Below are 19,807 nucleotides of genomic sequence, written 5' to 3' on the forward strand. Positions count from 1 at the left end.
ATGGATGTGGAAGGTGCTACCCGGTGAGGTCGCTAAAGCCCCAAGCGTCGATACAGCGCGTTGAGCACCCACGCAGGACCGATCAAGAGAAATTGGAGATCTTCAAAAAACGCGGGCTTCTTACCCTCGATACGATGGCCGATGAACTGGCCGATCCAAGCGACAACAAAGACCACCAACGAAGGCAGCCAAATCGGAGTATCGAAGTTCGCATGATAGGCAACCATCGCGGCCCACAGCAAAACAAAACAGATCGCCATCCCGACAGCTAACCGGAACGATAACCGGACGTAAAAAACCAGCGAGGCCAGCATGACGACGACGCTCCAGTTGATCCAACTCCAGGGCAACTGTGGGAAGGGAAGATCCCACAGCAACCCCAGAAAGGATGCGGCGATCAACGGAACACAAACCCAATGGATCCGTTCGTTGATTGGGTTGCGATGACAGACCTCATACTGTGCAAACCATTGGCCGGAGGATTTACTTTTCATTCAATCGAATGCCTATGGCAAGGAAACGGCTTCGCCACCGGCAACGGTCGAGACGGCACGATAAATCACCATATCGACAGTTTCACCGACGAACCGAACCGAGCCATCGGCCAGTGCAAAGTTGGCACCACCGGGATGATAGCTGCCGAAGTTGCCAACGGTATCTCCGCCACCAGGCGCCGCGTTACCAAAGTCTGCCTCGGCGAGATTCGTCGACGTGGTCGGATTTTTGTTCAGCGGTTCGACAGTGCCAGCAAAGTTACTGTTGCGAATCAAACCGGCCGCATCGGGGATCGGTTGCGGAATCATCCATCCAGTCGCACTGACAGTTTCGACCGTCCCTGACTCATCACAATCAACCCCTGCACACAGCACGCGTCGTCCTCCGGATGCCCCTTCACCGATGCAGAACGTATTACTTGTTCCATCGATGATGTCGCGGAAACTCGTTTTCAGCCCTAGGTCAAACATTCCCTTCGCGCTGCCATATCCATTGGGCTTGTTCGACCATTCGCCGTGGGCACCTTTGGACAACCGATAGGTCGAGACCCCAAACGTGTCGCCCACCGTCGCGCCAAAACTGGCCAAAACGGCGCCAATTGCCGTATCGGATACAACATCTTCCCCTGCATTCGAAGGACAGAAATAGGTCGAGATGACAGTCCGAGCGACCGCGGGCGTTTGCTGCTCCCAGGGAACATCAAAGTTATACAGATCTTGCAAAGCTCCCTGTTCGATAAAGGGTAGCGTCGATGCAAACGCATTGACATAGAAGTTGCTCGACAGCGAAGCGCCGCCGAACTTAACGATCGCTCCCTGAGGAAATGTCTTGTACGTGTCGTGATAATTGTGCATCGACAACGCCGTCTGTTTCAAATTGTTGGAACACTGCATCCGCCGCGCCGCTTCCCGCGCCGCTTGTACTGCAGGTAACAGCAGCCCGACCAAGATTCCGATGATCGCAATAACCACCAACAATTCCACCAGGGTAAACCCACGTTTTGTTGTTTTCATCCAACGAACTCCCGACCAATTTGGAACAAATAAGAAGAACAAGAGGCACATGTGTGCCATTACACCCATATTAGGGCCGCTCCTCCGCACCAACTATCGGAAAACCGCAAAAGGCAACCCTTTCTGGGGCTTTCTGCCCACTGGACGAACGAACACAAGCATCCAGGCGGTCGGATCCCTTTCGATTCTTTGCAATTGCACGCGCGACAGTTGGATTTGGAGCGTTCCGGTCAGCCGAAACGCAACCACCCTGTCGATGGTCGGCTTACCGATTTGTCGCTGTCTGGAGGCCGCAATTATGAGTATCATGTGAGGGCTCGATCGGGGCGCAACGGCGTCCTTTCCGATCTCCTTCCTATCAATCCACGTCCACCGAGGATCTCCCACCATGAGTCGACTTCCAGCCCTTTCTCGCCGCGATCTATTGCGTACCATTCCCCCCGTTGCAGCTGCCACGATGGTTGCCCCATCGGCATTTGCCTGGCAATCGACATCGAAGATCCTCAACACGCTGAAGATCGGGATGGTCAAGATCGACGGTGCCTCTTTGGAAGAGCGGTTCCGAGTCGTCAAAGAGGTTGGTTTCGACGGCATCGAAATGAACTCTCCCGGAATGGACGTCGAAGAGACCAAAGCCGCGATCAAGGCGACAGGCCTGGTCGTCGACGGCACCGTTTGCGCCGGACACTGGTCGATTCGGCACACCAGCCCCGACGCCGCAACGCGGGCCAAAGCATTGGAAAATCTTCAAATCGCACTTCGCGACACCAAAGCGGTTGGCGGTGATACCGTGCTGCTGGTTGTCGGCAAAGGGGAAGATGGGCCCGAGAGCGAGATTTGGGAACGCTCGATCGAGAACATTTCCAAAGCCATCCCGTTGGCTAAAGAGTTGAACATGACGATCGCGATCGAAAACGTATGGAATCAATTCCTGTACGATCACGACGGCGATTCCAATCAAACCGCCGACAAGTTTGTTAAATACGTCGACGAATTCAACTCGCCTCACGTCGGAATGCAATTCGACATCGGCAACCACTGGAAATACGGAAACACCGGCGATTGGATTCGCACGCTTGGCAAACGAATCGTCAAACTCGACTCCAAAGGCTTCTCGCGCGCGGACAACCGGTTCACAAAAATTGGTGAAGGGGATGTCGATTGGAAAGATGTCAAAGCCGCGCTGAACGAAATCGGTTACGAAGGTTGGTGTGCCGCGGAGGTTGGCGGCGGTGGCAAGGAACGGTTAACCGAAATCCTGGCCAACATGAAACGCACGATCGGCTAAGCTACGGCTGTCGAAGTCACCCAAGCATCGGTCGAAGACGCCCCTCGTCTTCGACTGACCGGTGGCCAGCGGCGGTTCGGATGTCTATCGATTCGCCCAATCGATCCCTGACAGTTGTGCCAACGCCGCGATCAACGCCTGGGTCCCATCGCGACCGTGCCCTTGTGCCTTGAGCGCCTCGTACATCTGTTTCCCCAGCGCCAAGCCAGGCATCGCGAGCCCCATGCGATGCGATTCGTCCAGTACGATGCCCATGTCTTTGATAAAGTGTTCGACGAAAAAACCTGGGTCGAAATCGTTGTCGATGATCTTGGGCCCAAGATTCGTTAACGACCAACTGCCCGCTGCCCCAGAACCGACCGATTTCAAAACCGTCGGCAAATCCAAACCCGCTTTGTAGCCATATAACAGCGCTTCGCAAACGCCGATCATCCCCGTGGCGATCAACGTTTGGTTGACCATCTTGGTGTGCTGCCCCGATCCGGCAGGCCCTTGGTAGACGATCGTCTTCCCCATCGCTTGCCAGCACGGTTCCAGCGCATCGACAACCGCTTTGTCGCCGCCAATCATAATCGACAACCGCGCCTCAAGGGCCCCGATATCGCCACCGCTGACCGGCGCATCGACGCTGTGGACGCCTCGTTCCTGTGCCTCTCGATAGATTTCGACGGCCAACGACGGTTGGCTGGTCGTCATGTCGATTAAAACGCTTCCAGCCGCGGCGTTCTCCAAAGTCCCCTCCGAGCCAAAGGTGACTTGTCGCAGGTCGCTGGGGAAGCCGACGATCGTGAAGATCAGATCGCTCTGCTGAGCAACCTCTTTGGGACTGCTGGCCAGCGTTGCTCCTTTGGCAACCAACGCCTCTGCCTTTTCCGGCGATCGGTTATAGACGGTCATCGGAAATCCAGCATCGATCAAATGGCCGCACATGCTGCGGCCCATCACGCCGGTGCCAATCCAACCAATTCGAGTCTTCTTCGCTTCGACAGAGAGCATGTGTCTAGATCTTGGGTTGCTGTGAATGAAGTTTCGTTTACTGGCGATCGCTAACAACCGCCGTGGTCGAATCGAATCGAACGGCCAGTCCAGCCTGAACGCAGATCGATTCGATGATCTCGGTCACCAATTGGTCCTCGACTTCCAAACCAACGGGCGTCTGCAACGCGTCGGGACTGGCGTCGGACGTTTCTAGCGCCAAACCACTGGCGTTGCAAACCGCCTGCAAAATGGAAGCTGCCGGTTTCATACCGGGGATCCGCAACGTAAACCGTCGCATCCGAGGATCGATTCCCGCCAAGCCACCGTTCGGCTTGGCAGCCCCCGCGCCATCGCGGTGACGGATTCGATGATGGACTGCCGCATTGCCAGTGACCCGAACCAGCCCCCCTTTTCTTGCCAACTTAACGTTGGGGTCGATCTTCCGAAGTTCGCGCACCATCGTCGCGGAGACCTTGGCGGCCGGATAATCTAACGCGGCGGCAACGCTTTCTTCAATCGGATGAAACCGAAATAAGGACTGCTGCGGATCATAGCTTGGACTCAAATCGAATCCCGCCGCAAGTAGCACCAAGGCATCGACCACATCGATCGAATTCAAATGCTTCCGATCCCAGAGATCGTGCGGAAGCGATTCGGCCGCCACGGATGTCTGCCATAACTGGCCGATCTGTTGGGCGATCTCCGCCGGCGTGGTCAAGCGATCCCAAGCGAGGTCATGATCTTCCAACAACCGCGTCGATGCGGCGCCGCTGGCGCTGCGCAATCGAGCCCGCAGCGCCAAGATCCGTGTTGCCGCATCGATCGCCTTGCCCCGCGGCGCAACGATCACGATAGGATCGCAAAATCCGATTTCGAGATCTGATTTCGTCCCGATCGCCTGCAGGGTCGCTTCCAACGAACCGGCCGCGGCCGACAGCGAGACGATGGTCGTCGGATCGACGCGGCGATCGAGCCAGATATTCACCCCATGCGTTTCGCGAACCCGTTGGGCCACCACGCGCAACGGCAACTGAGTCCCGACGACGCGGCAGACCGACTTCAGTTGATCGCCGAAGTCATCGGCCACCAACACATTTGGCAAGACGGACATCTGCACAGCTGCCGCTACCCAACAGACCGACCAGCGAGCGACAGAGCGTAGATTCACAAGGAGGTCCGACGTACGGGTTGGCGACGGTCCCATCGAACGGATCGACGAGGACGTAAAATGGAACTAGGTGCAAGCTGGCCTCACCCACGATTTCGTCGGACGCAGTCCCTGGGCGGCTCTCCGGTCCCAGCTGGCAATCCTTATTATATCGACGCAGCGTCCCGATGGCAGCAGCGGACTACGCACCTCACAGGGCGGAACCCGGATCCCATTGACACTCGCTGAAATCAACGTTACCCTCACGATCCACAGCACAAACTCCATAGAATTCACCACAATGCCGACCGTTTCGATTATTGACTTCGCTGTCATTATTATTGCTCCGTCGACCTGACGCCGAGCCGAGCGGGATTGTGTTTTGAAAGCAAACGTTAACAAACCCCTAAGGCTTCCGGCCTTTGGGGTTTTTTTTGTATTCTATCGACAACCCATCATCTGACCTAATTCCATGCGATCGATCAAAACCTACGACACCACACTGCGTGATGGCACGCAAGGCGAAGGCGTTAGCTTCTCGTTACAGGACAAACTGCTGATTGCCCAGCGGTTGGCCGAATTGGGTGTGGAATTCATCGAAGGTGGTTATCCGCTGTCGAACGAAAAGGACGTCGCATTCTTCCAACAAGTCCGCAACCTCGACCTCGGATCGTCGAAAGTCTGCGCCTTTGGAATGACACGCCGTCGTGGAATCAAGGCGGCTGACGATCCGGGAATGATCGCGCTGGCAAAAGCCCAAACGCCGGTCTACACGTTTGTCGGGAAAACCTCCGACTTTCACGCCACCGAGGTGCTGAACGTTTCGCTGGAAGAAAACTTAGAAATGATCGGCGACAGCGCCGCGTTTTTGAAGAAGTGTGGCGATGTGATCTACGACGCCGAACACTTCTTCGATGGCTGGAAAGCGAATCCTGCTTATGCCGCTCAAACGATCCAAGCCGCCGCTTCGGCTGGCGCGGGGTGGATCGTGTTGTGCGATACCAATGGCGGCAGCATGCCCGAAGAGGTCAGCGAAATCGTTCGCGCCGCGATCGAAGCTGTCAAAGACTACGACGTCCAAGTCGGCATCCACTGCCACAACGACTGCGAACTGGCCGTTGCCAACACCTTGGTTGCTGTCGACGCCGGCGCTAACCAAGTGCAAGGGACGATCAACGGCATCGGCGAGCGCTGTGGCAACGCCGATCTGATCTCGGTGATGGCCAACCTGCAACTCAAGCGAGGCTACGAGGTGCTCGGCGGAGACCAGATGCAGCACCTGACCGAACTCAGCCGATTTGTCTACGAAACGGCCAACATGCAGCTCCGCAACAACCAACCCTTTGTGGGCCAAAGCGCGTTTGCTCACAAAGGCGGAATGCACGTTCATGCGATCGCCAAAGCGACCAGCACTTACGAACACATCGATCCCGAATCGGTCGGCAACGAGCGACGGATTCTTGTCAGCGAACTGAGCGGTCGCAGCAACATCGCCGCGTTAACCAGCAAGCACAACATCGACGCCGATCGCGCTTTGATGGACAAGATCTTGGCCGAAGTCGTCCGCTTGGAGAATTTGGGCTACCAGTTTGAGACCGCCGATGGATCGTTCAACCTATTGGTCAAACGGTGTGCCGAGCAATACAATCCGCATTTCCAACCGATCAAATATCGCTGTGTTGCCGGCGATCGCGATGCCTTGACACATGTCGCGTTTGCCGAAGCGATCATCAAACTTTCGGTCGGTGACGACGTCCGATTCGAAGCGGCCGAAGGGCATGGCCCGATCAACGCCATGGACACCGCATTGCGCAAGGCATTGCAAATCGATTACCCGATGCTCGAAGAAATGCATCTTGTCGATTACAAGGTTCGCGTCGTCAATTGCGACGAAGGAACCGCCGCGCACATCCGCGTAAACATCGAAAGCACCGACGGCAAGAACCGTTGGGGAACGATTGGTGTCAGCGAGAACCTGATTGAAGCTAGCTGGTTAGCACTGGTCGATGCGGTTGAATACAAACTGCACCTGGCCGATGAGGCAGCGAAATAACACCGCTGCGTGAATGATCGTCGGACGCCGGTGTGTTCCGATCCGTTTCCAATCCCCAGTCCATCTCACTCCACTTCCGAACAATGACTCACGAGCTGCCAAACCGTTTCGACCATACCGAAGCTTGTCAAACGATTTACGACGCGTGGCAACAAGCTGGCTGCTTTGACGCCGAGCCCGATCCCAACAAGAAACCGTTTGCGATCGTGATTCCGCCACCCAACGTGACCGGTGCATTGCACCTGGGGCACGGGCTCAACAACACGCTGCAAGACGTGTTGGTTCGGATGCGCCGCATGCAGGGCTATGCAGCGCTCTGGATGCCCGGAACCGATCACGCCGGTATCGCCACGCAAGCGGTCGTCGAGCGTCGCTTGAAGGAACTGGAAAACAAAACTCGCCACGACCTGGGCCGCGAGGAATTGGTCGCGAGAATCTGGAAGTGGAAAGACCAATACGAGACTCGCATTCTCGGGCAACTGAAGCGGATGGGGTGCAGTTGCGATTGGCGGCGGACGCGGTTCACACTGGACGACACCTGCGCCGCGGCAGTGCGGGCCACGTTCTTCGATCTGTTTGGAAAACAATTGATCCACCGGGGCAAGAAGCTCGTCAACTGGGACACCTTCCTGCAAACCGCCGTCAGCGATGACGAAGTATTCCACGAAACGAAGCAGGGGCATTTCTGGCATTATCAATATCCCGTCATCGATCCCAAACCGGGCGAGCCGACCAGCGTGACAATCGCCACGACGCGGCCCGAGACGATGCTGGGAGACACCGCAGTTGCCGTCCATCCCGACCCCGAACAACAATTGGACAAGGTCGAAGCGGAACTGCAAGAGAAATTGGCGGCGGCCAGCGATAAGGAACGCCCCGAAATCGAAGCCCAGTTGAAAGCGATCGCCAAGCGTCGCCAATCGCATCTGCCGATGTTGATTCAATTGCGAGATATGGCGTTGGACGGCCGTAAGCTCCGACTGCCGTTATTAGGTCGCGAGATCCCGTTGGTCGCCGACCTGTGGGCCAAGCCCGAACTGGGCAGCGGTTGCGTGAAGATCACGCCGGCCCACGACCCCAACGATTATGAAGTCGGTCTGCGGCAAGATCTGCCGATGATCAACATTCTGAATTCCGATGGCACGATGAATTCGGAAGCCGGTCCCTACGAAGGACTGACGATCAAGCAAGCCCGCACGAAGGTCGTTGCCGATCTGGAAGAGGCAGGCCTGATGGTCAAGATCGAAGATCGTGAGATCGAACTCGGACTCAGCGACCGCAGCAAAACCGCGATCGAACCCTACCTGGCCGATCAATGGTTCGTGAAGATGGATACGTTGGCCCAATCGGCGATGGATGCCGTTTCGGATGAACGCGTGCAGATCTTCCCACCTCGTTACCGCAAGGGTTATCTCGATTGGTTGGGTGAAAAACGGGATTGGCCCGTCAGTCGCCAATTGTGGTGGGGCCATCGAATTCCGATCTGGTCGACGATCTGTTCGACCGCCGCCGAAGCGTCAGCGATGTCCGAAAAACTGGACGCCATCGCCGCGGCAAACGATGGGCAATTGGTACACAACGTCGCCGAAGATCACTCGGTTCATGCCTGCATCAAATCCGAAAACGCCGCGATCGAAAAACAAGTCGAAGAGATCGGCCTGGTCCAGGACCCCGACGTTTTGGATACCTGGTTCAGCAGCGCCCTATGGCCTCATTCGACCCTCGGTTGGCCAGAACAAACCGAGGAACTGAAATACTTCTATCCGACCAGTACGCTGATCACCAGCCGCGACATCATCACGCTGTGGGTTGCCCGGATGGTCTTGATGGGACTGAACAACGTCGGAGAGATTCCGTTCCGCGAAGTTTTCATCCATCCAAAAATCATGGATGGCAACGGCGAAACGATGTCCAAATCGAAGGGGAACGGTGTCGATCCGAACGACGTGATCGATAAATTTGGCCCCGATTCGCTCCGCTTTGGCTTGGCGTGGATCGCTGCTGAAACCCAAGACGTGCGGATGCCCGTCCAGTTCGAGTGCCCGCACTGCGAAAAACTGAACGACCAAACCAAAAAGAACCGACAGCTGCCGCGGATTGCCTGCAAGCACTGTAAAAAAGAGTTCTCGACGCAGTGGGCCGAAGCGGAAGCGGACATCGCGTTGCCCAAAGCCGCCGTCGTCAGCGAGCGTTTTGAACAGGCGAGAAACTTCACAAACAAATTGTGGAACGCAGCCCGGTTTGCGATGTTGAACCTGGAATCGACACCGACCACGCCGTTGGACGTGAGCACATTGGAGACCGAGGACCGTTGGATCCTCAGCCGTTTGGCATCGGTAACCAAGCAGGTAACCGATGCGTTGGAACACTACCACTACGCCGACGCCGCACGCGCGTTGTACGATTTCGCCTGGGATGAATTCTGCAGCTTCTACGTCGAAATGGCCAAGCCGCGTTTGAACGATCCCGAGCAATCGGGGCCGACGAAACAAGTTCTCGCGCATACGTTGGATACGCTGTTGCGATTGCTGCATCCGATCATGCCGTTCGTCACCGAATCGATCTGGCAACATCTGGGACAAATCGCGCCGACGCGAGGGCTGGGCGAACCTCAACCGGCCGCCCAATGGTTGATGCTGGCCCAATGGCCCATCGCCGACACCTCGCAGATCGACCCGGTGATCGAAGAGCGATTTGCGATCTTCCAAACCGTGTTGGGAGCGATCCGCGAGATCCGCAGTCGCCAAGGAATCACCCGCGACACCGTCCCGTTCGCCGTTCGCTGCTCGCCCGCAACCGCCGAACTGTTGCAGCCGATGACGACCTACTTCGCTGCGTTGGCGCATGCCGATGCAACCGGGTTGGGCCCCGACCAAACGGCCCCCGCCACTTCGGCTCACGTCGCACTGCCGCAGATCGATGTCGACGTCTATGTCGATCTCGAGAAGTTCATCGATGTCGATGCGGAACTGGAACGCAACGGCAAGCTGTTGGAGAATCTGATCAAACAGATCTCTGGCAAGCAGAACAAACTGGCCAACGAGAGCTTTGTCGATCGAGCCCCAGCCGAAGTCGTGCAAAAAGAGCGGCAGAGTTTGGGCGAGTTGAAGCAGCAGCGGACAGCGGTCGAACAAGCGATCAAGGACCTGCAATCGCGGAAGGCTTAGTGCCCGCCGCGTCGGTGCGGATCAACACGAACAACCCCGCCGCGATCAAGTCGGCGGTGGTTCCTGGGTTGCGGCGGTTTGCATCGCCGCGAAGCCAGCGATCCAGTTCGATCCACTCTGCCGATCCCACATCCCAACGGCCCAGATCGGCAACGACACGGGCCCGTCGACGCGTTTCTTTTGCGATCGCGTCGCCACATTTTCGTTGAATCAACGTGTCGACGTGCGAGGACAACATCGCGATCTGAGCATGGGAGATGCCGCGCAACAGATCCCCCTGGTCGCTGATCGCGCTATCTAAACAAGGGACCACCACGTCGAACAGAAAGCGAAAATCGGTGCTGTACTGTTCGGCAATCTTGTCGCGATCCTGCCCCAAACGCATCGCTTCCAACAGATCGACGTCGGACTCGGTCGCGCGGACGTCGTGCGTTGTCGCGTCTCCCAGTCCACCCGCCGGAGATTCTCGGATCGCCTGAAAAACCAAGCGACCATCGGTCGGCGTCAGACCTGCTAACTGACGGGAGAGCTCCAAACGCAGGGCGCTTCGATTCGCCGATTCCCCCATCGCCGCGGCAGCTTTGGCCAACGGCGCCAGCAGCAAAACGATCCCCAGGTTCGCGTTGGAGCGTGTCACTTGACGGCTTTCACCAACGCACTGCAGGACCAATTCCCCGACGCTGCGGTCGGCGGCGTGTTCGAAAACGGAACCGCAGACCGACGCGGCGGCCAAGAAATCGGCGAATCCTAAATCGGCAAACTCTTGCCCCGGATAGACGTTACCCGCCTTCGGCGCGGTCGCCTCCAACGTGCACGCAAGATTCGCCGCAGCCCCAATCGAAAGGGAATGCAGCGGGAAACGATGCGACGGGGATGCGGGCATGTCGTTGCGATTGGAAATGGGAAACTCCCCAGCTTGCGAAAGGATCGCTCGCGACGCGAAGCCGGTTAGAACGACGCAGCCAATTGTTCGGCTTGCTCGACCGCAGCCGCTTCAGTTTTGGCAACGTCCTCGGCAGAGGCCAGCGTTGGTTCCACAACCACCGACTGGATTTCGGTGAAGCCGATGAACCCCAGCAACAATTGCATGTACGTCATTTGGAAATCCATTCCCTTCGTCTGATCGCTGCCGTAGGCACCCCCACGCGCATAGACGACGGCAACGGGTTTTCCGGTGACCAACCCGCTGTACCCGGTTTCGGGCGAAAAGCTGAAGGTCTGCCCCGGTTGCGCGATCACGTCGATGTAGTGCTTCAATTTGTAGGGAATGCCAAAATTCCACATCGGCAGGCTAAAGAGGTATTTGTCGGCCGACTTGAATTCCTCGATCACATCGACGACCGTCTTCCACGCCGCCGCTTGTTCAGCATCGTGCCCCTGCCCATGCATCACCTGGTATTTCGCATCGATCGTGTACCCATCGAACTCGGGGAGCGTCATTTTCCACAGATCGATCGTCACCACTTCGTCGCCAGGATGGGTCGCCTTGTAATTCTCGACAAACGCATTGGCAACCTTGATCGACTTGGACCGCGCTTTCCGCGGCGAAGATTCGATATAGAGCAATTTGGACACGCGACAATCTCCCGGAAGAGTTAAAAGCAAACCGATCAGCGACGCGCATGTTATATCCGATCGCAGCGGCGCCAGGCAGCCAGCCAGCTGCAAAACACCGCGTGGAGCGTAGCCCCCCCAAAGATCGATCGCCACCGGCAGCGGGCGACTGTTGCGGTCGGGATTACTACCGTCAGCTTCGGCTTGCACCGCCCCCCATCCCGTCGTCAGCGACGGCGATCTTTGTTACCATATCGCCCGTACGATCGACCACTGACTTCCGTTTGAACCAGCGGAGGTCGATCGCAATCGATAAACCCACTTCGCCGGACCTCGATCTGGCCCAAACCGATCGGATTGGCAAATCGGCTAGTCCGCTTCATCAGCACCGGAGGCTTCCACGCCCATGTCTGTCGACCAATACAGCGTTTGCCCATGTGGCAGTGGCAAGAAGATTAAGTTTTGCAAATGCAAAGACTCGATCCACGAGATGGAGCGGGTGCTGAAGATGATGAGTGGAGGCCAGATGGTCGCCGCATTGGATCGTCTGAATCAAGTTCTCGAAGAACATCCCGACGCGGCGTGGTGCTTGGCGATCCGCGGTCGTCTGTTGTTGGAACTGAAAGAGGACGAGGCGTTGGCAGAAAACGCCGAGCGTTTCATTCGGCTGCAACCGAGCAATCCGTTGGCGTTGACACAACAAGCGGCCTACCGGGGTGTGCGTGGGGAAACGCAAGCGGCGGCGGAGTCGTTGTTGCAAGCCCTGTCGGAATCGTCCAGCGGCGTCGACACCTTTGTTCTGGACGTCGCTTCGGTGCTGTCGCTGTCATTCGCGCAAGCCGGCAATCTGCTGTCGTCGCGATGTTTCGCAGGCTTGGCACTTACCGCGCAAGGTTACGAAAACCAACGCCTAGCATCGATGGCGATCGAACAAGTCAATCGGTCGCGTGAAATCAGCAACATGCTGAAAGACGTCCCGACGCTGGAGGTCAAACCAAAGACACCGGCGGTTCGGGAACGCTACGACGAAGCTTCCGTTCTGCTGCGTGCCAACCAGATCTTGTTGGCCGAATCCAAGTTTGAATCGCTCGCACGCAGCAATCCACAAGAGGAAGGTGTCTTGCGTGGGCTGTTGGTTTGTGCGATCTGGCGAGGCGATGCCCCGCGCCAATCGCAAATCCTGCGGAAGCTGAGCGAGATCGAAACGATCGACATCGAACAACGAGCTCGCGACCTGGCCCTGTCGGTTTTGTTGACTCCCGATCAACCCCAAATCTCGACCCCGTGTGCAAACTACACCTGGGAAATCGAAGACCTGGACCTGTTGGAACAGGAACTGATCGCCCATGCTCGGGTCGTTCAATTGCCTGCTGAAGTCCTGCGGATGGCCGGAAACAGCGACGACAACGACGTCCCACCCCGCTCGGGCTTCCAATTGCTCGATCGCGAACTGGGCGACCTCGACAAACTGCCCGAGGTAGAAGATGCCCCGATGGTTTTGACCAACGCGCTGCTGTTCGGCAAACAAACCGATCGCCCCGCGCGTCTGGAACTGTTGACCGTTTGTCAAAGCGAACGCGATGAAGCGATCAAATTCTTCACCAGCTTGGGCGGCGTCACCGGGGAACCTCAAGCTACCGAAGAGACGATTCCGCTGATGAGCGCCGCGAACGCCAACATGCCGATCATGCGAGTATCGGGCACTCAGGCGGAAGCTCGCAAACTGCAAACTCAAGTTGCCAATCGCGAATTTGTCGGGCGTGTTCTGGCAACCCCACTGCCGTTGTTCTCGGACAAACCGATCGGCGAAACCGTCGACGACGACGCGTTCACATTGCAACGAACCGCGATCGCTCGCGTGATCGAATCGTACGATGTGATGTACGATGATCCCAGCGTTCTGGCACGGCTTCGCACGGAGTTGAAAGTCCCCGAACTTCCCGCAATCGCAATCACCAACGACGATCAACTCTACACCCTGCCAGTCGACACCCTGTACCGTGTCGATGCCGAGTCGGTATCCAAGCAACAGTTGTTCATCCTGTTGGATCGGGCACGCAATTTCCATTGCACCCCCGTGATTCGGGCCACAGCCCAACGTCTGCTTGCGATCGATCTCGGCGAAGACGAAGCTCAGATCAAACCGCACGCCTATCTGTCATTGGTCGATGTGACCAGCGACGAGACCAAGGCGATGGAGCTGTTGGAGGAAGCGAAAACCTGGGCCAAAGCCAACAACGTCTCTTATGCTCCGATGCTGCTGAACGAGTGCTTGCGACGGATTCAAGCCGGCGACAGCAACGGTTTCCAAGCGACGCTGCAGGAGATCATCCGCGACTTCAGCGACGACGCCGCAGTGATGGGACAATTACAACAGATGCTGGTCGAACTCGGCATCATCAATCCCGATGGTTCGCCACGCAACGCTCCTGGACCTGCCGCACCAATGAACGTCGGCAGTGAACCGCCAGCGGCGGCGGGCGGTGCGGGAATCTGGACTCCCGACAGCCCCACGCCTCCGCAACCTTCGGGCGACGGAAGCAAGCTGTGGGTTCCTGGAAACGAGTAGTTCGTCGAATCAGTCGTCCATCAGTTCCAATTGGATCTGAATGATCTCTTCGGAACAACTGAAGAACGCGTCGACTAATTGCGGATCGAACTGGGTGCCTCGACCTTCGCGGATGATGTCGAAACACTTTTCACGCGGGAACGGCTCTTTATAGGGTCGTTTGCTGGAAAGTGCGTCGTAGACATCGGCGATCGAAACAATCCGGGCTTCGACCGGAATATCGTTGCCCGCGAGTCCTAGCGGATACCCCTTGCCGTCCCAACGTTCGTGGTGGCATTGGGCGATCTTCGCGGCCAGTTTCAACAGCGGCGAACAGGGGTCTTTGAGGATCTGATTGCCAAGGGTGGCATGCGTCCGCAGCACCTCGAGATCTTTGCCGGAAATCGGCGCGATGATCTTGCGACCAAACGTGCAATGATTTTTCATCAGCTCGTATTCGTCTGGCTCCAACGCCCCCGGTTTCAACAAGATCGCATCGGGAATGCCGATCTTGCCGACGTCGTGCAATTGGGCGGCCAGTTCCAACATCGGAATCCTCTTGGTCATATAGCCCATCTTTCGAGCGATGACTCCGGCATATCGACCGACGCGAATCACATGATTTGCCGTGTCGTTGTCGCGATGCTCTGCCGCGCGAGCCAAACTGAGAATCAATTGCTGCTGCGATGCCAATAATGCCGCAGTCCGCGCCTTGACCTGTTGTTCCAACCAAGTTGCTTGCCGCGACAGTTGATCGTGGTGCGCTTTGAGCACAAGCGCGTTGCGAACCCGCGGCACGAGATCGTGTGGATCGATCGGCTTTTGCAGAAAGTCATTCGCCCCCAGATCGAGCGCCCGCTGTTTGGTGACCGGATCTTGATCGGCGGTTAACACCAATACCGGCAAATGCTGCAAGACGGGATCGGCCCCCATCACGCGCAGGATATCCAAGCCGCTAATTTCCGGCATCTGAATATCCAAAAGGACGACGTCTGGATTGGCTTCATGAATCAATTTCAGCGCGTCGTGCGGATTGCTGGTCGTGACAAAATCTCGGTAACCAACCTTCTTCAAATAGCCTTGGACCGTGAGGATGTTGACCTCCACATCATCCACGATCATGATCCGCGGAGCGCGTGTCTGTCCCCCCGCGCCGGGATTCCCCGTCGGTCGCGACCCGTTTCCGGGATTGGACGCGGGGGCCGCTGCGGGTGGTCGCTGTGTTGAAATCGTTGCCGTGCTCATGAATGCCAAACTATACGGAGATACATGATCCATCGTTGCCTGCAACAATTGTTGGTTACGAATTGTGATTGGCAGCCGAATCCATGCTTTTCACACCAAGACAGGCTCGGCAACGTCGCCGACTGCAACAATCCTGCCGATTGGATCTTTTCTGTCGAATGTGCTGCGAATCACAACGCCTGTCAGGACCAGTGTGACGAGGTACAAGTTCGCTAAACGTACTGTTGGCAAAGCTGCCGACGCTCCATGTGGAAAGCAATTCTTCGTACGATTGACCCGGTTGGAACGAAATCCGCTGTCAACCGGTTCACGGCACGGTTACGATAGTGTTTTCCCGTGTTGAAGATGTTCTCAAACGCAATTTGGAGATTGCCGTAATGAAGTTGTTGGCTTGGCTGCTAGGGTGTGGGTTCTTGATTTGCAACGCTTCGATATTGTCGGCCTCCGAACCCGAACCGTCGATTCGATTGTGGCCTCAAGACGCCCCTGGCGAAACCAAGGATATTGGCCCCGAACGCCAATTGCCCAACCGCCCTCAAGAAGAACGGCCCATCATTCGCCTGACCGACATCGCCACGCCCGTTTTAACCCTCTATCGGGCCCCTGAACCCGCGTCGACTGGAACCGCAGTGATCGTTTGTCCCGGCGGCGGCTACAACATCTTGGCCTACAACCACGAAGGGACGGAGATCTGCGAATGGTTGAACTCGATCGGCGTGACCGCGATTCTGTTGAAGTATCGCGTCCCCCGTCGCGACACCGACGCACCGCATGAGATCCCACTGAAAGACGCCCAACGCGCCGTCCGCTTGGTCCGCTCCAAAGCGGATCAATGGAATATCAACCCCGATCGAATCGGCATGTTGGGCTTTTCTGCCGGCGGACATTTGACCGTGATGGCCGGGACCCATTTCCGCGATACGACCTATGATCCAATCGATGAAGCGGACAAGTTAAGCCCACGCCCCGATTTCATGATCCCGATCTACCCGGCATATCTTGTCGACACCAAGAACAAATCGCAACTCGATCCGTTGGTCGCTGTCGATTCGGAAACGCCACCGACCTTTACCGCAATCTCGTACGACGACGCCGATCGCGCCATCGGTGCAGCATTGTTGCTGATCGCAATGAAACAAAACAACGTTCCCTGCGAATTGCATGTGTATCACAAAGGGGGCCACGGCTACGGAATGCGACCCTCGAAGAACCCCGTTTCTCAATGGCCTCAGCGCTGCCAGGAATGGATGGTCTCGATGGGCTTGCTGCCGTAGCCGCATCGGATGCCCCCCATCCCTCGCTGGGCGTCGTTAACGATCCCCAGCGTTCCCACCCGTTCGTAGACGACCGTCTGCTCTTCGCCCCATCCCGCCCGATTGCATCCCCCCAGGAGTTCTCCCCAGATGAGACCGGTTGTTGCCCTGCTTCTCTTCTGTTTGTCGATACCAAGCACCGCGATAATGGCGGCCGAAGCTGTCGAGTTCACGCGTGACGTCGAACCGATCCTGAACGACTATTGCGTCGGCTGCCACAACGCAAACGATGCTTCGGGTGAAGTCCAACTCGATCAGTGGGATCTTTTCCCCGCGGTCGCCGGCGATGCGCCCTTCATCGTTGCGGGTGATTCCGCGGCCAGCCAATTGTTGGCACTGATGCTTGGCAACGCGGAACCCAGGATGCCGCCCAACAGCGAGCCACAGCCGACCGAACAGGAGCTAGAGATCATTCGGGATTGGATCGACCAAGGAGCGGCCGCGCCAACCGATCCGCCGATGGAAACCACGGTTCCCAAGATGGATGCCGTCGCGGGGAGCGACAAGCGGATCTACGGTATCGATTTCGCCCCGGGAAAAAACTTGTTGGCATTGGCCAAATTCGGTCGCGTCGATGTGGTCGACGCCAAAACCGAACAAGTGATGCATCGCATCGAAGACCTGCCTGGGAAAGTCAACGCGGTCCGATTCTCGCCCGATGAAAAACACTTGCTGGTCGCCAGCGGAGTAGCCGGCATCTCGGGACAGGTTGGATTGTGGGATCTTCAAGAAGCGAAGTTCACCGACCGTTGGGAGACCCCCAAAGACACGATCTATGCCGTCGATATCACGCCCGACAACCAAACGATCGTCGCCGGCGGATACGATCAAGTCGTCCGGATTTGGCAACGGGGAAAGGACCAACCGACGCGGTCACTAACCGGTCATAACGGCCCAATCCACGCGGTTCGCTTCGATCCTTCGGGCAAGGTTCTAGCGACCGCCAGCGGCGACCAGACGATTAAGCTTTGGAACGTCGCAACGGGCAAGCGGCTCGATACGTTGGGTCAACCGTTGGCCGAACAGTATTGCGTCCTCTTCTCCCCCGATGGCCAACAGGTGGTTGGTGCGGGCGCCGACAACCGCATTCGGGTCTGGAATCTCGCCAGTCCAACCGAGACGAAGATCAGCCCGCTGGCGATCGCTCGCTTTGCTCATGAACGCCCCATTGTTGCGATCGCGATCAGCCCGACCGCAAACTACCTAGCGACAGCAGCCGAAGACGGATCGGTCAAGTTGTGGGACCGCAGCGAATATCGACTGCTTCACCAATTCCCATCGCTCGAATCTCCCGCCTCCGGCCTGCGATTCATCGACGGCGGCACCACGGTATTGGCATCGACGCCCGATGGCCAGCTGCATCGCTTCAAAATCCCATCCGATCTCAAAGCGGCCCCCGCGGCCGATGATGCCAACTCCGAAGAACCGACAGCTGCAACGATGCCAGCCCCGGGTAAGTCGCCGACGAAACTATCCGAAGTCGAACCGAACGATTCGTTGAAACAAGCGCAACCGATCCAGTGGCCTGCGGTCGCATCGGGGGTCATCCAATTGTCCGCCGACGGCCGCGGCGAAACCGACCTATTCAAAATTCAAGCCGCTGCGGGAGACATGCTGCAGATCGAAGTCTCGGCCCTTCCCAAACCCTCGGCTCTCGATTCGTACGTCGAAATTTTGAACGCAAAGGGCGAATCGGTCCCTCGCGTGCAACTGCAAGCCGTCCGCGACAGCTACTTCACCTTCCGCGGAAAAAACAGCACGCAGACCGGCGACTTTCGCTTGCACAATTGGCAAGAGATGGAACTGAACGAGTACCTTTACAGTGGCGGCGAAGTCGTCCGTTTGTGGCTCTACCCGCGCGGTCCAGACTCGGGGTTTGAGGTTTATCCTGGCTTCGGAAACCGGACCACCTACTTCGGCAGCACCGCCATCTCCCACGCTTTGGGCGAACCGGCGTACATCGTCAAACCGCTCCCTCCAGAAGCGGAACCGTTGCCCAACGGATTGCCCGTATTCACGCTTCATTACGAAAACGACGACGATCCACAACGACGGGCTGGCAGCGATTCGCGACTCGATTTCACCGCCCCCAGCGATGGAGAGTATTGGATCCGAGTTCGCGATGCGAGACACTTCGGTGGCGACGAATACAGATACGAATTGACAATCCGCCGCCCGAATCCCAGGTTTGAAGTTTCGATTGTCTCCAAAGACTTGAAGATTCGGCCGGGTGCCGGCGGCGAATTCAAAGTGCGTGCAATCCGTCACGATGGTTTTGACGGTCCGATCCAGATCGACATCGAAAACCTTCCCGCGGGATTTATCGCTTCGATGCCGTTGTCGATTCAAGCGGGTCAATCCGAAGCGATCGGAACGATCACCGCGCTGTCGACGGCGCAATCCCCCGCGAAAGAGCAACCTCCGGTTCGGTTAGTCGCATCGGCCACGATTTCCGGAACCGAGATCCGCCAGCCGATTGGCGACTTGGGGAAATTGGAGATCGACAAAAACGATTCGTTGCTGATCCACCTGATGCCCATCGACCAAAATGCACCGATCGCTTGGCATTCACAAACCCCAGACGCCGCAGTGGACGAGCGTAGCGAAAGTCCAGACGCCAAGGATTCAGTCGCCGCCTCCGTTTCCAAGTCGGTCGAACGCGACTTCCGGCAACCGTTTGAACTCGTGATCCAACCTGGCCAGACAATCACCGCCAGATTGGTAGCCGAACGGGGCGACTTCACCGGGTTGATCAATTTTGGCAAAGCCGACTCGGGGCGTAATTTGCCGCACGGGGTCTATGTCGATAACATCGGCCTCAACGGGCTTATGATTCCGGCCGGGCAGAACGATCGCGAGTTCTTCATCACCGCCGCTCCCTGGGTCCCCGAAACGGATCGCTTGTTTCATCTGCGAGCAACGGTCAAGGGGAACCCTACCACCTGGCCGATCCTGCTGAAGGTCCGCCATTGATCTGAGGCGCCGCCTGCATCGTCGAAGACACAC

General features: G+C 57.1%; 13 protein-coding genes. 6 read left to right on the forward strand and 7 right to left on the reverse strand.

From position 1 onward, the window contains the following. Positions 1 to 32: 32 nt before the first annotated feature. Complete coding sequence (locus tag EC9_RS13345; protein WP_145345936.1) at positions 33 to 494, reverse strand: Mpo1 family 2-hydroxy fatty acid dioxygenase; 462 nt, start codon at positions 492 to 494, stop codon at positions 33 to 35. Between the two features lie 12 nt (positions 495 to 506). Further along, the gene (locus tag EC9_RS13350; RefSeq protein ID WP_218934818.1) at positions 507 to 1,508 is read right to left on the reverse strand and encodes a DUF1559 domain-containing protein; all 1,002 of its coding nucleotides are present in this window, start codon (positions 1,506 to 1,508) and stop codon (positions 507 to 509) included. Between the two features lie 388 nt (positions 1,509 to 1,896). Here EC9_RS13350 and EC9_RS13355 point away from each other — a divergent pair, with 388 nt between their 5' ends. Continuing rightward, on the forward strand, positions 1,897 to 2,796 hold the full coding sequence (locus tag EC9_RS13355; RefSeq protein WP_145345940.1) for a sugar phosphate isomerase/epimerase family protein: 900 nt from the start codon (positions 1,897 to 1,899) through the stop codon (positions 2,794 to 2,796). An 84-nt stretch (positions 2,797 to 2,880) separates the two neighbouring features. Here the strand turns inward: EC9_RS13355 and EC9_RS13360 are convergent, their stop codons facing one another. Together EC9_RS13360 and EC9_RS13365 are read right to left on the reverse strand one after the other, a co-directional pair. Beyond that, on the reverse strand, positions 2,881 to 3,792 hold the full coding sequence (locus EC9_RS13360) for an NAD(P)-dependent oxidoreductase (protein ID WP_145345942.1): 912 nt from the start codon (positions 3,790 to 3,792) through the stop codon (positions 2,881 to 2,883). A gap of 37 nt (positions 3,793 to 3,829) precedes the next feature. Further along, positions 3,830 to 4,942 carry a hypothetical protein gene (locus EC9_RS13365; protein ID WP_145345944.1) on the reverse strand — a complete coding sequence of 371 codons (1,113 nt, stop codon included), beginning with the start codon at positions 4,940 to 4,942 and terminating at the stop codon, positions 3,830 to 3,832. Between the two features lie 451 nt (positions 4,943 to 5,393). Between EC9_RS13365 and cimA the strand changes: the two genes are divergently transcribed. Together cimA and EC9_RS13375 are read left to right on the forward strand one after the other, a co-directional pair. Further along, the gene (gene cimA, locus EC9_RS13370) at positions 5,394 to 6,974 is read left to right on the forward strand and encodes a citramalate synthase (protein WP_145345946.1); all 1,581 of its coding nucleotides are present in this window, start codon (positions 5,394 to 5,396) and stop codon (positions 6,972 to 6,974) included. An 83-nt stretch (positions 6,975 to 7,057) separates the two neighbouring features. Continuing rightward, positions 7,058 to 10,141, forward strand: coding sequence for a valine--tRNA ligase (locus tag EC9_RS13375; RefSeq protein WP_145345948.1), 3,084 nt, complete (start codon positions 7,058 to 7,060; stop codon positions 10,139 to 10,141). Here EC9_RS13375 and EC9_RS13380 read toward each other — a convergent pair. Further along, entirely contained in the window at positions 10,113 to 11,024 is a 912-nt protein-coding gene (locus tag EC9_RS13380) for a triphosphoribosyl-dephospho-CoA synthase (RefSeq protein ID WP_145345949.1), read from the reverse strand. The genes EC9_RS13375 and EC9_RS13380 overlap by 29 nt on opposite strands. Positions 11,025 to 11,089: 65 nt before the next feature. Then, positions 11,090 to 11,905: an FMN-dependent NADH-azoreductase gene (locus EC9_RS13385; protein ID WP_246105660.1), complete on the reverse strand. Its 816-nt coding sequence runs from the start codon at positions 11,903 to 11,905 to the stop codon at positions 11,090 to 11,092. 196 nt (positions 11,906 to 12,101) lie between these two features. Here EC9_RS13385 and EC9_RS13390 point away from each other — a divergent pair, with 196 nt between their 5' ends. Then, positions 12,102 to 14,264 (forward strand): tetratricopeptide repeat protein, encoded by a 2,163-nt coding sequence (locus EC9_RS13390; protein WP_145345951.1) that lies wholly within the window; start codon positions 12,102 to 12,104, stop codon positions 14,262 to 14,264. A 9-nt stretch (positions 14,265 to 14,273) separates the two neighbouring features. Here the strand turns inward: EC9_RS13390 and EC9_RS13395 are convergent, their stop codons facing one another. Beyond that, positions 14,274 to 15,521: an HD domain-containing phosphohydrolase gene (locus EC9_RS13395; protein ID WP_145345953.1), complete on the reverse strand. Its 1,248-nt coding sequence runs from the start codon at positions 15,519 to 15,521 to the stop codon at positions 14,274 to 14,276. 344 nt (positions 15,522 to 15,865) lie between these two features. Here EC9_RS13395 and EC9_RS13400 point away from each other — a divergent pair, with 344 nt between their 5' ends. Beyond that, positions 15,866 to 16,762, forward strand: coding sequence for an alpha/beta hydrolase (locus EC9_RS13400; protein WP_145345955.1), 897 nt, complete (start codon positions 15,866 to 15,868; stop codon positions 16,760 to 16,762). 129 nt (positions 16,763 to 16,891) lie between these two features. After that, the gene (locus EC9_RS13405; RefSeq protein ID WP_145345957.1) at positions 16,892 to 19,774 is read left to right on the forward strand and encodes a c-type cytochrome domain-containing protein; all 2,883 of its coding nucleotides are present in this window, start codon (positions 16,892 to 16,894) and stop codon (positions 19,772 to 19,774) included. The last annotated feature ends 33 nt before the right edge of the window (positions 19,775 to 19,807 follow it).

The organism is Rosistilla ulvae, assembly GCF_007741475.1.
Taxonomy (GTDB): domain Bacteria; phylum Planctomycetota; class Planctomycetia; order Pirellulales; family Pirellulaceae; genus Rosistilla; species Rosistilla ulvae.